The organism is Vibrio rotiferianus CAIM 577 = LMG 21460, assembly GCF_002741985.1.
GTDB lineage: Bacteria > Pseudomonadota > Gammaproteobacteria > Enterobacterales > Vibrionaceae > Vibrio > Vibrio rotiferianus.
Window position 1 is genome coordinate 1 of the sequence record NZ_APHW01000021.1, and the last position, 14,448, is coordinate 14,448.

15 protein-coding genes and 1 pseudogene are annotated in these 14,448 nt (G+C 45.3%); 6 read left to right on the plus strand and 10 right to left on the minus strand.

The features are described 5' to 3' along the window. Together B853_RS09415 and B853_RS09420 are read left to right on the plus strand one after the other, a co-directional pair. Window positions 1-669: pseudogene (locus B853_RS09415) on the plus strand (NAD(P)H-binding protein); the annotation flags it as partial. Continuing rightward, on the plus strand, window positions 666-1,304 hold the full coding sequence (locus B853_RS09420) for a YdcF family protein (RefSeq protein ID WP_010449130.1): 639 nt from the start codon (window positions 666-668) through the stop codon (window positions 1,302-1,304). The pseudogene B853_RS09415 and the gene B853_RS09420, both read left to right, overlap by 4 nt. A gap of 68 nt (window positions 1,305-1,372) precedes the next feature. Here B853_RS09420 and B853_RS09425 read toward each other — a convergent pair whose 3' ends face one another. Both B853_RS09425 and cysS read right to left on the minus strand, forming a co-directional pair. Continuing rightward, the gene (locus tag B853_RS09425; RefSeq protein WP_010449131.1) at window positions 1,373-1,951 is read right to left on the minus strand and encodes a thymidine kinase; all 579 of its coding nucleotides are present in this window, start codon (window positions 1,949-1,951) and stop codon (window positions 1,373-1,375) included. 247 nt (window positions 1,952-2,198) lie between these two features. Next, window positions 2,199-3,581, minus strand: a complete 1,383-nt coding sequence (gene cysS / locus B853_RS09430; protein ID WP_038882810.1) for a cysteine--tRNA ligase — start codon at window positions 3,579-3,581, stop codon at window positions 2,199-2,201. A 204-nt stretch (window positions 3,582-3,785) separates the two neighbouring features. On the opposite strand from cysS, the gene B853_RS09435 reads away from it, so the two are divergent. The 4 genes from B853_RS09435 to B853_RS09450 all read left to right on the plus strand — a co-directional run bounded on the left by B853_RS09435 (window position 3,786) and on the right by B853_RS09450 (window position 6,980). Continuing rightward, entirely contained in the window at window positions 3,786-4,280 is a 495-nt protein-coding gene (locus B853_RS09435; protein ID WP_010449136.1) for a peptidylprolyl isomerase, read from the plus strand. 60 nt (window positions 4,281-4,340) lie between these two features. Further along, the gene (gene lpxH, locus B853_RS09440; protein ID WP_038882809.1) at window positions 4,341-5,069 is read left to right on the plus strand and encodes a UDP-2,3-diacylglucosamine diphosphatase; all 729 of its coding nucleotides are present in this window, start codon (window positions 4,341-4,343) and stop codon (window positions 5,067-5,069) included. Between the two features lie 109 nt (window positions 5,070-5,178). Next, window positions 5,179-6,393 (plus strand): EAL and HDOD domain-containing protein, encoded by a 1,215-nt coding sequence (locus B853_RS09445; RefSeq protein ID WP_010449139.1) that lies wholly within the window; start codon window positions 5,179-5,181, stop codon window positions 6,391-6,393. A gap of 83 nt (window positions 6,394-6,476) precedes the next feature. Then, entirely contained in the window at window positions 6,477-6,980 is a 504-nt protein-coding gene (locus B853_RS09450) for a YchJ family protein (protein WP_038882808.1), read from the plus strand. Window positions 6,981-7,261: 281 nt separating this feature from the next. Here the strand turns inward: B853_RS09450 and hisIE are convergent, their stop codons facing one another. The 8 genes from hisIE to hisG all read right to left on the minus strand — a co-directional run bounded on the left by hisIE (window position 7,262) and on the right by hisG (window position 14,448). Further along, window positions 7,262-7,897, minus strand: coding sequence for a bifunctional phosphoribosyl-AMP cyclohydrolase/phosphoribosyl-ATP diphosphatase HisIE (gene hisIE / locus B853_RS09455; RefSeq protein WP_038882807.1), 636 nt, complete (start codon window positions 7,895-7,897; stop codon window positions 7,262-7,264). Then, window positions 7,894-8,667 (minus strand): imidazole glycerol phosphate synthase subunit HisF, encoded by a 774-nt coding sequence (hisF, locus tag B853_RS09460; protein WP_038882806.1) that lies wholly within the window; start codon window positions 8,665-8,667, stop codon window positions 7,894-7,896. The genes hisIE and hisF overlap by 4 nt, the downstream gene beginning before the upstream one ends. Further along, entirely contained in the window at window positions 8,649-9,386 is a 738-nt protein-coding gene (gene hisA, locus B853_RS09465; protein ID WP_005390889.1) for a 1-(5-phosphoribosyl)-5-[(5-phosphoribosylamino)methylideneamino]imidazole-4-carboxamide isomerase, read from the minus strand. The genes hisF and hisA overlap by 19 nt, the downstream gene beginning before the upstream one ends. 12 nt (window positions 9,387-9,398) lie before the next feature. Further along, a complete protein-coding gene (hisH, locus tag B853_RS09470) occupies window positions 9,399-10,013 on the minus strand; it encodes an imidazole glycerol phosphate synthase subunit HisH (RefSeq protein WP_038882805.1) in 615 nt (204 codons plus the stop codon). 26 nt (window positions 10,014-10,039) lie between these two features. Continuing rightward, window positions 10,040-11,113, minus strand: a complete 1,074-nt coding sequence (gene hisB, locus B853_RS09475; protein ID WP_038882804.1) for a bifunctional histidinol-phosphatase/imidazoleglycerol-phosphate dehydratase HisB — start codon at window positions 11,111-11,113, stop codon at window positions 10,040-10,042. A 69-nt stretch (window positions 11,114-11,182) separates the two neighbouring features. Further along, window positions 11,183-12,223, minus strand: a complete 1,041-nt coding sequence (hisC, locus tag B853_RS09480; RefSeq protein WP_038882803.1) for a histidinol-phosphate transaminase — start codon at window positions 12,221-12,223, stop codon at window positions 11,183-11,185. Between the two features lie 12 nt (window positions 12,224-12,235). After that, entirely contained in the window at window positions 12,236-13,546 is a 1,311-nt protein-coding gene (gene hisD, locus B853_RS09485) for a histidinol dehydrogenase (protein ID WP_038882802.1), read from the minus strand. 5 nt (window positions 13,547-13,551) lie between these two features. Beyond that, window positions 13,552-14,448 carry an ATP phosphoribosyltransferase gene (gene hisG, locus B853_RS09490; RefSeq protein WP_038882801.1) on the minus strand — a complete coding sequence of 299 codons (897 nt, stop codon included), beginning with the start codon at window positions 14,446-14,448 and terminating at the stop codon, window positions 13,552-13,554.

The following is a 14,448-nucleotide window of genomic DNA, read 5'->3' on the forward strand; positions in this document are numbered from 1 at the left end:
CAATGAACTCAACGAGCAACACCTCATTGATATTATCAAACAGCACCATATCGAGCGCGTTGTGGGAGCTTTTCCGCCAGGTTTTCGCAAAGGCAACGGTGAAGAGTATGCACTGCAATGGCAACGCCTAGTTGAAGCTGCAAAAGTAAGCCGCGTGGAAAAGCTTTTGATGGTCAGTTCAACGACGGTCTATCCAAATTTGCCCGTCGATATGAGAGAGGAAGACGCCACATTCGCTTTAGCACAAGACAATCCACATTTCTCGGATAACGCACGTATTATGCTGCAAGCCGAGCAATACGTGATTGATTCTGGCATCGACTATGCATCGTACGTTGTAGTGGTTTGATCGGCTCCGACCGCCACCCTTCTCGCTTTGCTCTGCGATTAAAACAAGTAAGCCGCAAAGCCCCTGCAAACATGTTGCATCAAAACGACGCTGTCGCAGCAACCGCCTTCGCTCTCAATCAGATCAGCAATGAAGTGGTTAACGCCACTACGCCGAACACCTTCAGCAAAGCCGAGTTTTACCAAGCGGCCATTACGAGAAGTGATTTGGATATTGCCCTTCCGCCAGTCACTGAAACTACCGATAAACGAATCCTTGCAGACAAGCTTATTGCGCTTGGCTACCAGTTCCAATTCAACTCAACGCTGGATGCACTATGAAGCTTTATCAACACATTGAAACCTTGTGGGATTACATGCAACTCAACCAGGAACTCACACCGGCTGACTGCATATTTGTTATGTGTAGCAATGATTTACGTGTTGCCGAATACGCCGCAAAGCTATACCACCAAAAGCTTGCACCTCTGATTATATTTTCTGGCGGTGAAGGCCGTTTTACGGATGGCTTGTTTGACAAAAGCGAAGCTGAAACCTTTGCAGAAATCGCCAAGCTTGCAGGCGTGCCAAATGAAGCAATATTGGTCGAAACAAAGTCGAGCAATAGCGGTGAGAATGTTCGCTTCACCGAACAATTGTTGAGAGAAAAAGAGATTAAGTGCGAGTCTCTTATCTTGGTCCAAAAACCATTTATGGAACGACGCGCTATTGCGACCTTCGAAAAACAGTGGCAATCGCCTTATTCACAACTGCAAGTCACGTCCACTGCGCATCCTTTCTTTGAATATATCAACGAAGAGATGACACTAATGATGGTACTTGAGGCACTAATGGAAGATTTTTCTCGCGTGAAAACATACCCAGAGAAAGGCTTTCAAACGGAACAAGAAATCCCAGCTCACGTTGAGTCATCTTATCAGGCACTAAGAGAAAAGTTTGAATTCGGCCTAGCGTAATACGCTTATCAGTTAACAAACTACAAAAAAGCCACCGGATTCGGTGGCTTTCTCTTATCTAGACTCACTTATTTGCCAAGTGCTTCTTTGTAGTGCTGGCGACAAACGGATACGTAACGATCGTTACCACCGATTGCGACTTGATCACCTTCTTTAATTGCGACGCCATGCTCATCAGTACGGATAACCATGTTTGCTTTGCGACCACAGTGACAGATGGTTTTGAGTTCAACCAACTTGTCAGCCCAAGATAGCAGGTACTTACTGCCTTCAAAAAGTTCGCCTAGAAAATCGGTGCGAAGACCATAGCAAAGTACTGGAATATGCAGCTTATCCACCACCTCTGTAAGTTGATAAACCTGCTCTTTCGATAGGAACTGACACTCGTCAATAAGAATACAGTGACGCTTTTCGACTTCATGCAGGGCTGCAATCTCTTGATATAGATTAGTATCTGGACGGAACAATTGCGCGTCTGATTGCAAACCAATACGAGAGCTCACTTTACCTACACCGTAACGGTCATCTAACGCTGCTGTGAAAATCACAGGCGTCATGCCACGCTCCTGGTAGTTAAATGAAGATTGAAGAAGAGTTGTCGATTTACCCGCGTTCATTGCTGAGTAATAGAAATACATCTGAGCCACAGAGCACTACCTTCGTTAAAGTTTAGAATTTATAAAAGCTTGTAAAGAAAAGGGCTGAATCATCAGCCCTTAAATATTCTTATACTAATGCCATTGACTGGATGTTCAGTTTATTGCGCAGAGAAAATCGCTTAGAACAAGGCATAGATTGCAGCGAGCTAGTGGCTCTAACTTCCAAATCTATAACGCAGTTATCAGCGATTTTAACCAGCAAGAATGAACAGTTAGTTGATGGCATAAGTATCCATTACTTACGACGCCACGTTGTGCCTTCCGGCCCGTCTTCTAGAACGATACCCATTTCAGTCAGCTTGTCACGAGCCATATCTGCGTTAGCCCAGTCTTTTGCTGCACGAGAGTCGTTACGTAGCTTGATTAGTGCTTCGATTTCAGCCACTTCATCATCATTACCTGCGTCACCTTTTAGGAACGCTTCCGGATCTTGGTGGAGAATACCAATCACTTCCGCAAGCTCGCGCATTAGCGCACCTAGCTCGCTTGCTTTCTCTAGGTTTTCTGTCTTCACACGGTTTACTTCACGCGCCATGTCAAACAGTACTGAGTAAGCTTCTGGCGTGTTGAAGTCATCGTTCATCGCTGCAGTAAAGCGCGACACGTACTCTTCACCACCCGCTGGCGCTGCATTTAGATCTAGACCACGTAGAGACGTGTATAGACGCTCAAGAGAAGCGCGTGCTTGGTTTAGGTTATCTTCGCTGTAGTTTAACTGGCTACGGTAGTGACCTGACATTAGGAAGTAACGAACCGTCTCGGCATCGTAGTGACCAAGAACGTCACGGATAGTAAAGAAGTTACCCAGAGACTTAGACATTTTCTCACGGTCTACCATTACCATGCCGCTGTGCATCCATGTGTTCACGTATTGAGTGTCGTGTGCACAGCATGATTGCGCGATTTCGTTCTCATGGTGTGGGAACTGAAGATCAGAACCGCCGCCGTGAATATCGAAGTGGTTACCTAGGATTGAAGAGTTCATTGCAGAACACTCAATGTGCCAACCTGGACGACCAGGACCCCAAGGTGATTCCCATGTTGGTTCGCCTGGCTTAGACATCTTCCAAAGTACAAAGTCTAGTGGGCTGCGTTTTGCTGTTTCGATATCGACACGAGCACCAGCTTGAAGCTGATCAAGATCTTGCTTAGACAGCTTGCCGTATTCGTTGAACTTACCGACTTCAAACATTACGTCGCCGTTGTCTGCAACGTAAGCAAAACCACGCTCGATTAGCTTTTCAACCAATTCGATGATTTCAGCAATGAACTGAGTCGCACGAGGCTCGACGTCAGGACGTTTCATGTTCAGAGCATCGAAGTCAGCGTGCATTTCGCCGATAAGACGTTCAGTCAATGAATCACAAGATTCACCGTTTTCAGCAGCACGCTTGATGATTTTGTCATCGATGTCAGTGATGTTACGTACAAATGTTAGGTCATAGCCAAGGTAACGAAGGTAGCGAGACACTACATCGAAAGAAACAAATGTACGACCGTGACCGATATGACAGAGATCGTAGATGGTAACTCCACAGACATACATGCCAACTTTGCCGGCTGTAATTGGTTTGAATTCCTCTTTCTGTCTTGTGAGTGTGTTATATATCTTTAACATGATCTCTATCTATGATTGTGAATGGATAACAAGAAGGCCGAGTATAACAACTCAGACCTTATTAGGTAATAGCAATTCACGGATAAAACGATAATCGGCTAAACTTCAAGCACAAAACTATTAATTTGTTCTTCCTGAGTTTTTAAAGCGTAATAACTTAGGCTAGAATCGCAGTTTCAATACAACACAGTAAAGGAAAGTAGCATGATCACCCTTCACACTAATTTTGGTGACATCAAGATTCAACTAAACGAAGAGAAAGCGCCAGAAACAAGCGCAAACTTCCTTCAGTACTGCCGCGACGGTTTCTACGACAACACTCTTTTCCACCGTGTTATTGACGGCTTCATGATCCAAGGCGGTGGTATGGAGTCTGGTCTACGTGAGAAAGCATCACGTGCACCAATCAAGAACGAAGCAAACAACGGTCTTAGCAACAAAGTGGGTACACTTGCTATGGCACGTACTATGGAGCCGCATTCAGCAAGCTCTCAGTTCTTCATCAACGTAAACAACAACACGTTCCTAGATTTCCGCAGCGAAAGCCTAGATGGTTGGGGTTACTGTGTATTCGGTGAAGTAATCGAAGGCATGGACATCGTAAATAAGATCAAAGGCGTTAGCACTGGTTCTTACGGCATGCACCAAGACGTACCTCTAGAAGACGTACTGATCACTGGTACTACAATCGAAGAGTAATTCTATAGAATTGCTACCAAGAGATAAGTTTGTGGGGAGGCGTCGCCTCCCCTTATTTCTATGACGACATTATTTATATCTGATCTCCACCTTACCCCTTCTCGTCCGGATATCACGGAGTGCTTTGTCACGTTTATGCGTACAGAAGCGATTCATGCCGATGCACTTTACGTGCTTGGTGATTTATTTGAGTTCTGGATTGGTGACGATGATAACACCCCTTTTGCAGACCAAGTCCGTGCCGAGTTTAAAGCACTGACGGATTCTGGTGTCCCTGTTTTCTTCATCCAAGGCAATCGAGATTTTTTACTAGGTAAACGCTTTTGCAAAGAAACTGGCATGACATTGCTCGATGATGTTTGCACTATCGATCTTTATGGGCAAAAGGTCGTGATCCTGCATGGCGATACACTTTGCATCGACGACGAGAAATATCAAGAATTCAGGAAAACCGTTCATAAGCCTTGGCTTCAATGGTTATTTAATCGTATTCCTTGGTTCGTTAAAAAAAGAATTGTCGCCAAAGTTCAGTCTGATATTCGAGACGACAAAAAAACCAAGTCTCTCGACATCATGGACGTTAACCAAGGCGAAGTTGAGCGTGTCATGTCTCAAAACTGCGTCAACCTAATGATTCATGGTCACACACACCGCCCAAATACACATATTTTTGAGCTAAATGGTGTTAAAACTACTCGTATTGTCTTAGGTGATTGGTATACACAAGGCTCAGTTTTACAAGTAGATTCTGAAAATTTTCACCTTCACAATCGACCTTTTCGAACGTAATTTCACCAATGTATCATTTGGATGTTTAAGATTGACGTATAGCCCATAGATCTTTTGTGAAAACTCGTTATTATCATTACTAATAGATTTAACAGAATAAAGTACCGCATTGAAGTATTCGTATGTAGCTCGTCAGCCTATTCTTGATAGAGAAAAGAAAACTATCGGTTATGAACTTCTCTTCCGCGATGGGCCAAAAAATACCTTTCCAGAAGTAGAGCCTGAGCTGGCTACTAGTCGTTTACTGTCGGATCATTTCTTATCAACTCACTACAGTACTTTGGGCGACAAGCTTGGCTTCGTAAATTTCCCTTATCAAAGCTTAGTGAACCTTGTTCCGACTCTTTTTCCAAAAGAATCTTTAGTTGTTGAGGTTCTGGAAGATTGTGAGCCAAGCGATGAACTGCTCAATGCGATAAAACATTTGCATTCTTCTGGGTATCGAGTGGCATTAGATGACTTTGTGCCAACGAAAGCTTGGAAGCGCTTCTTGCCTTTTATTTCGATAATTAAGTTTGATATCAGGGTCGTACCCATTGAAAAAGCGTCGATATTTATTCGTGCGCTAAGTCATCTAGATATTGAATTTCTTGCAGAAAAAGTAGAAACCTATGAAGAATTTGAACAAGCCCTAGATGCTGGATTCAATTACTTCCAAGGTTACTTTTTTAGCAAACCTGAAATGATTCAAAAAAAGCGCTTAAATCCTGCCTTTTTAACCGTCATTCAACTGTGTAAAGAGATTGCTGATAAGCCAATTGATTTCAATGAAGTCGAGCGACTGTTTTCAATCGATGTAACCTTGTCTTATAAGCTAATGACTTATGTAAACTCAGGCTACACACTGACGACAAAGTTGAAATCCTTTAGACAAGCCTTGGTATATTTAGGGGAAGATCGTTTAAGACGGTTTATATCACTCGTCGCCATCGCTTCTGTACATGAAGACAAACCAGATTCCCTATACTCATTAGCCATTCAACGCGCGCGTATGTGTGAGATACTACTGAGCCAAATGAACACTAAGTACGATCCCGGTCAAGCATTCCTAACCGGTATGTTTTCATTGCTGGACTCGTTATTAGACCAGCCTCTTGCTGATGTGATTGAAGACATTCCTGTTGATGAAGAAATCAAAACGGCATTAACCAGCAAAAAGGGCGTTCTAGGTTACCTGTTGTCAATGATCATCTCGTATGAAAAAGCCGATTGGGAAACTACTGAAAAATACTGTCAGGCACTTAAACTAACAGAACCTCAACTGGCAAAAGCGTTCAATCAATCAACTGCCTGGGCTCAAGAACTGCTGTCTCAAACATCTTAGAACGCTATAATGCGCCCTAGAATACCTCGACCTTTACGTGAGGTTGTTTGTTTTTATCGCTTAATTAATCGAGATTTCATTTTATGGCCTCCTCTTGTCCTTGCGGATCTAACCGCACCTACCAACAGTGTTGTGAAATTGCCCACAACAACCATGCAGACGTCACCACACCAGAGCAACTGATGCGCTCTCGTTTCTGTGCACATGTACTAGGTTTAGTGGATTACGTGGTAAACACTTATCACCCAAGCTGTAATGCAGAAGAGCAACGCGAAGGCATTGCCCAGTCGATAGATAGCGATTGGTGCAAGCTTGAGGTAGTAAAAGCTGAAGCGGGTAGCAGTGAGAATGAAGGTTTTGTTGAATTCAACGCTTACTTTGATGAGGACGGCAAACGCTACTGTATGACAGAACGTTCTCGTTTCGTGAAAGAAGATGGGCTTTGGTACTACATTGATGGCACGTTCCCAGAAGAAGAGCCGGAACAAGATCCACGTTTGAACCAAACAGTAAGCAGTCTAAAGGTCGGCCGTAACGACCCGTGTATCTGTGGAAGCGGTAAGAAATTCAAGAAGTGTTGTGGGTAATCGCACCCACACCTAGCTTATTGAGCCCGCTTTAATGAGATTTCTGATCTCACCTAAGCCCGTCGGAATAACGTGGATATGTGCTTTCGTTTGAAATAGATAACTCTACTTCAAATACCGTTAGAAAATATATCGTCATTCTCAACAACGAAGAACAAGCGTGATTCAGAATCTAATCACCTTAAGCTCTGCTGTCAGGTTTCCCCACCGAATCAACAATATTACATTAAAAAAGCCCCTAGACTCTTGAGTCATAGGGGCTTTCATTTAACTATCGCAGCTTATTTATGACGCTCTTTCAGTTTATTCACTACGTCATTCATCGATAGGCCTTGGTCTTGAAGCAATACCATTAAGTGATAAATCAAGTCTGCCGATTCACACACTAACTCCGCCTTATCGCCCGACGTCGCCGCAAGCGCAACTTCAACGCCTTCTTCGCCCACTTTTTGCGAAATACGCTTGGTGCCACGGGCATAAAGACTGGCAGTATAAGAGGAATCTGGGTCGGCACTCTTGCGGGCAGCCAATAGCTGCTCAAGTTGATGAAGCCACACCATTTGTGACTCCTCTTGAGGGTCCACATCCCAGCAAGTTGTGTTACCCAAGTGACACGTAGGACCAATGGGATTCACTTTCACCAGTAGCGTATCGTTGTCGCAATCGAGCTGAATGTTCACCAATTGCAATACGTTGCCAGAGGTTTCACCTTTCGTCCAAAGACGCTGCTTGGTACGAGAGAAAAACGTCACTTGACCCGTTTCGCCCGTTTTTGCCAACGCATCTTGGTTCATATAACCCATCATCAGCACTTGGCTTGATTGGAAATCTTGTACGATGGCAGGTACCAGACCATCCACCTTTTCCCAGTTGATTCGCTCAGCTAGCGAACTTACTTCGGCGGCTTTTACACTCATAGTCGTACCTCAATGCCTTGTTGTTTCAAATACTGCTTTAGTTCACCAATATTGATGACTTGTTTGTGGAATACCGATGCAGCAAGCGCGCCATCCACATTGGCTTTTTGGTAGGCTTCTGCGAAGTGCTCCATGGCACCAGCACCACCCGATGCAATCAGCGGTACGTTACATACTTCGCGCACCATATTCAGTTGTTCGATGTCGTAGCCGTTACGCACACCGTCTTGGTTCATCATGTTCAGTACGATTTCACCAGCGCCACGTTTTTGTACTTCTTGCACCCAATCACGGGTTTCCCATTGGGTCGCTTTGGTGCGTTCTTCATCACCAGTAAACTGGTAAACCTGATACTTGCCGGTCTCTTTGTCGTAGTATGAATCGATACCAACGACAATACATTGCACACCAAATTTATCAGCAAGGTCAGTAATCAACTCAGGGTTCGCCAGTGCAGGTGAGTTGATAGACACCTTGTCTGCGCCAAATTCAAGAATGCGTGCTGCGTCTTCTGCTGACTTAATGCCACCAGCCACACAAAACGGAATATCAATCACTTCTGCAACGCGAGCGACCCAACTTTTATCGACGACACGACCATCACTAGAAGCGGTAATATCATAGAACACAAGCTCGTCAGCCCCTTCTTCTGCATAACGCTGCGCCAGAGGGACGATGTCGCCAATGATTTCGTGGTTGCGGAACTGGACGCCCTTTACCACTTGTCCATCACGAACATCAAGACATGGAATTATTCGCTTTGCCAACATGCAAACGCCTCCTCTGCTGTGAACTTACCATCTAACAATGCACGACCAACAATCACGCCAGCAACACCGCTGCCTTTTAGTGCTTCGATATCTGCTAATGAACCGATGCCGCCTGAAGATTGGAACTGCACTTGTGGGTACTGTTTACATAAGTCGACGTAAAGCTCAACGTTTGAGCCTTCTAGCGTACCGTCACGAGAAATGTCCGTGCAAAGCACATGCTGTAGACCTACCGTCAGATAATCGTTGATCAAAGCTTCGATGGTCACGCCTGAATCTTCTTGCCAACCAGAGATCGCCACTTTACGCGTGCCGTCTTGGTCGATGTTGATGTCCAGCGCAAGAACGATTTTCTCTGCGCCGTATTTTTCCATCCAACCTTTCACGAGCTCTGGCTGTTTTACTGCTGTTGAGCCAACGACAACACGCTGAGCACCGGCTTCTAACAGATCAATCACGTCTTGCTCTGTACGCACACCACCACCGATTTGGATGTTCGCTGGCGTGCTTGCTAGTAGCTTTGCAATCAAATCAAGCTGGCGTGCTGTTGTGTCTTTCGCGCCAGTCAAATCCACTAAGTGTAGCCAGTTTGCACCAGCTTGATGGTACAAGTTGAACTGCTCTGCTGGGTCGACTTTGTACTCGGTTACTTGGCCGTAATCACCTTGATAAAGGCGAACCACCTGTCCTTCAATTAAATCAAGAGCTGGAATAATCACACTAAATCCCTTTTATAATTCTAAGAAGTTTTGAATAAGCTTCGCGCCCGCTTTTGAAGAACGCTCAGGGTGGAACTGCACACCGTAGTAGTTGCCACTTTGTACTGCGGCTGTGAACGGGTTGCCGTATTCACATTCAGCAATCGTGTAATCCCCAACTGGCATCGCAAAGCTGTGCACGAAGTAGAAGTACTCACCTACTTCAATACCTTTGAATAGTGGGTTACCTGCTTTTGCAGACACCGTGTTCCAGCCCATATGCGGCAACGGTAAGTCGCCAGTCTGTAGCAACTTCACTTCACCGTCACAAAGTCCAAGACACTCAACTAACTCGTCTGCTTTCTGGCCTTTTTCTTGAGACACTTTGCCCAACAGTTGCATGCCTAAACAGATACCTAGTAGCGGCTTCTCTACCTGTTTTACCAAGCTGATTAGGTCACGCTCTTCTAGGTTTTTCATCGCTTCACTGGCGGTTCCCACGCCCGGTAGGAATAGCTTATCTGCCGCCAATACAACTTGTGGATCTTTTGAAATCGTTACGTCATAACCTAGGCGTTCAATAGCAAACTTCACCGAAGAGACGTTGGCACAGCCAGTATCGATAATGACAACTTTCTGTTCTGTCACTGTTTTTCTCCTTGCTAACGTTAGCCTTAAAGTACGCCTTTACTACTCGGTAGCTCAGTGCCTTCTACTTTGATTGCTTGGCGCAGAGTGCGACCAAACGCTTTAAACAAGCTTTCAATGATGTGGTGATCATTGTTACCCGCAGAAGAAAGGTGCAGCGTACACGCTAGGGTGTCAGTCAGAGAACGGAAGAAGTGAACCACCATCTCTGTTGAAAGGTCACCCACTTGCTCACGGCTAAACTGCGCGTCGAACTTAAGGTAAGGACGACCAGATAGGTCCAGTGCACATTGTGCCAAGCACTCATCCATTGGCAGGCTGAAACCAAAGCGACCAATACCACGTTTGTCACCCAATGCTTCTTTCAACGCCTGACCCAAAGCAAGAGCGGTATCTTCTACCGTGTGGTGATCATCAATGTGCAGGTCACCTTGTACTTTGCATACCATCTGGAATCCGCCGTGCGTCGCGATTTGATCCAGCATGTGGTCGAAGAAGCCAAGACCTGTAGAGATGTCATTGCCGCCTTGTTCATCAAGGTTCACCGCAACTTTGATGTCTGTTTCTTTCGTAGTACGTATCACTTCAGCAACGCGAGTCTTCACCGTTAGATCTTTCAAGATCTGTTTCCAACCCATGGTTTCTGGGTTGTATTGAATGCCACGAATTGCCATATTTTCTGCGAGTTGAAGATCGGTTTGACGATCGCCAATCACAACAGAGTTTTGGAAATCGACTTTGCCACCTTGAAGATACTCTTTTACCAAGCCTAATTTAGGCTTACGGCAAGAACAGTTATCTTCATCGAAGTGAGGACAAATCAGCACGTCATCAAACTTCACACCCTGAGATTCAAAGATCTCCATCATCATGTTGTGTGGAGCATCAAAGTCTGCTTGTGGGTAGCTGTCGGTACCCAAACCATCTTGGTTAGTTACCATCACTAGGCGGTATCCTGCATCCTGTAACGACAACAGGCTTGGGATAACAAATGGCTCTAGTTTTAGCTTATCTAAACGGTCTACTTGAAAATCAACTGGCGGCTCAACAATTAAGGTGCCATCACGGTCGATAAAAAGGATTTTTTGTTGTTTGCTCACTCGAACTTCCTTATTGCTATTCTTTTGGCGCTCCCACTATTGAGCGAGAGCGATAAATTTTTTCTCTACTTATGAGTAGTAGTTTCTAATAAATCCAAGTGTTTTTTCGCACTCGTCACGGTTCCCTACACTGATACGTACACAGTTTTCGATTGGCGAGTTACGCAGAATAATACCCGTCTCCCAAGCGGCTTTGAAAAGATCATCGCCATCTGGGAACTTCACCAATAGGTAATTCCCCCATCCTTCAAAGACTTCCAATCCCGGAATCATTGACAAACCAACTTGTAAATAAGCTCGGTTTGCATTCAAGTCGAGAACTTGGAACTTCGCTCGCGCTAGACCTGCTTCAGACAGCGCTTGAGTAGCAATTTCTGCCACTGGAACCGGTACTGGATATGGTGCGATAACTTTAAGAAGTACATTAATCAGCTCTTCGTTCGCAAGCGTAAATCCACAACGCAGACCAGCAAGCGCAAAAGCTTTCGACAGAGTACGCAGAATTGCGAGATTCGGGTATTGCGCCAGTAAATCTACCGTTGATGCTTCAGGGCAAAAATCAATGTACGCTTCATCCATCACCACGATTGCTCGGTCCTTTGTCATCTCAAGCAGAGAGACAATATCTTCACGCTTAACTAAGTTACCCGTTGGGTTGTTTGGCGAACATACAAAAACCAGTTTCACGTTATCCAGATTAGCTTCGATACTTGCAAGGTCTAGTTGCCAATCTGACGTTAGTGGCACGGTTTTTCGCTCGACACCAATGGTTTCTGCGCTGATGGCATACATACCGTAAGTTGGTGGACAGTAAAGAATCGCATCTTCACCCGGCTCACAGAAAGCACGAATCAGTAGTTCAATGCCTTCATCTGCACCGCGAGAAGTCAGCGTTTGTTCTGGTTTCACACCCGCATACGCTGCGTAAGCGGAAATCAGTTCTTTCGGTTGGCATTCGCTGTAACGATTAAGACGAGCAAAGTCTGTTTTGTATTCATTGTTAAATGGTGATTCGTTGGCATTTAGCCACACGTCACCGGTACCACCAATTCGGCGAGCAGATAAATAAGGGGTAAGTTGTTGGACTTGTTTACGCGCTAGCTTTTCCATCTCAATATCCTCTTACTTAGCTGCCAGTTTTTCTGTGCGGGTTAGTTTCTCAGTACGGATTGTCACTGCACGTTTGTGTGCATCTAAGCCTTCCGCTTCCGCCATTGTGACTACTGTAGGGGCAAGGTTCTTTAGACCATCAGCAGACAGCTCTTGAATCGTCATACGCTTAGAGAAGTCCGCCAAGCCTAAGCTTGAATAAGTACGTGTGTAACCGTAAGTAGGAAGAACGTGGTTAGTACCAGATGCGTAATCACCTGCTGATTCAGGCGACCAATCACCAAGGAAAATAGAGCCTGCGTTGTCTAATAGAGGCAGAAGCTCGCGTGGGTTCTTAGTCTGAACAATTAAGTGCTCAGGACCGTAGTAATTTGAGATTGAAACCGATTGAGTCAGAGACTCGGCGATAATAATCAAGCTTGAAGCTAATGCTTGCTCGGCAATATCCGCACGCGACAGTTCTTTAAGTTGGCGTTGAACCGCGTCCGTCACTTGATCCGCAATCACAGGTGAAGGTGTCACAAGTACCACTTGAGAGTCAGGGCCGTGCTCCGCTTGGCTTAGAAGATCTGCAGCAATGAAGTCTGGGTCTGCGGTTTCATCGGCAATCACTAACACTTCTGATGGGCCTGCTGGCATATCAATCGCTGCGCCACGGAAATCATTACTTACCTGACGTTTTGCTTCTGTCACATAGGCGTTGCCCGGGCCAAAGATCTTATCGACTTTGGATACTGTCTCTGTACCGTAAGCCATTGCAGCGACGGCTTGACCACCGCCAACGTTGTACACTTCATCAATACCACACAGTTTTGCTACATAAAGGATCTCGTCAGCAATTGGCGGTGGAGAACAAAGCACCACTTTACGACAGCCTGCAATTTTTGCAGGAACCCCAAGCATCAAAACAGTCGATGGCAATGGCGCACTGCCACCGGGAATGTACAAACCCACTTTTTGAATTGGGCGCGTTACCTGCTCACAAAGTACACCCGGTTGAGTTTCTACTTTGATTGGCTGTGGCTTTTGCGCTTTGTGAAACTTAGTGATGTTTTCATACGCTTGCTCTAATGCGCTTTTCATCTTTTCAGAAAGACGCGCTGACGCTTCATCGATTTCTTGAGCGGAAACACGGATGGATTCCGGTTTCACACGGTCGAACTTCTCAGTCAGCTCCAATAATGCAGCATCACCTTCTTTGCGAACTTTTGCGATTACTTCAGAAACCGCGGCAGTGATATTCGCACCTTCTGCAATTGCAGGACGTTCTAGGATTGAGTCTTGTTGCGTTTCACTTAGCGATTGCCATACGACTGTTCTCATTGCGATTACTCCATCATTTTTTCAATTGGTAGTACTAGAATTGAGCTCGCACCCAGTTCTTTTAGTTGTTCCATGGTTTCCCAGAACAGGTTTTCAGTACTTACCAAATGAACCGCAACTTTTTGCTTGTCGGCAGACAGAGGTAATACAGTCGGATCTTCCGCACCTGGCAGTAGTGTTTTGATTTGGTCTAGCTTCTCAGCTGGTGCATGTAGCATGATGTACTTAGACTCTTTCGCTTGCTGTACACCTTGCATACGAGTCAAGAGCTTTTCGATTAGTGCCACTTTGTCTGCGTCAAACTCACCAGTGCGTTGAATCAGTGTCGCTTTTGAATTGAAGATAATTTCAGCTTCTTTAAGACCGTTAGCCTCTAGCGTTGCACCTGTAGAAACCAAGTCAGCGATGGCATCAGCAAGACCCGCGCGAGGGGCAACTTCTACAGAGCCTGTCAGCATACATGCAGAGAAAGGAACACCCGCTTCATCCATGTAAGCTTTTAGCAGTTGTGGGTATGTCGTAGCGATACGTTTGCCAGCGAGGTCTTGAGGGCCGTTGTACTCTTCGTCTTTGTCGATTGCGATAGATAAACGACAGCCACCGAAATCAAGACGACGAAGTTGAACAAATTCATACGGTTCACCCAATGCTTTACGATCTAGACGAACTTCTTCCAGTTCATTTTCACCGATAAAGCCAAGGTCTACTACGCCATCCATAATCAGACCAGGGATGTCGTCATCACGAACCAAAAGCAAATCAATTGGCATGTTCTCTGAGTGAACGACTAGACGCTCACCCATTACGTTGAATTTCACGCCACACTTTTTCAGTAGAGCTTGGCTCTCTTTGCTTAGGCGGCCTTTTTTCTGAATTGCGATTCTTAAGCGTTGTGTTTGCAT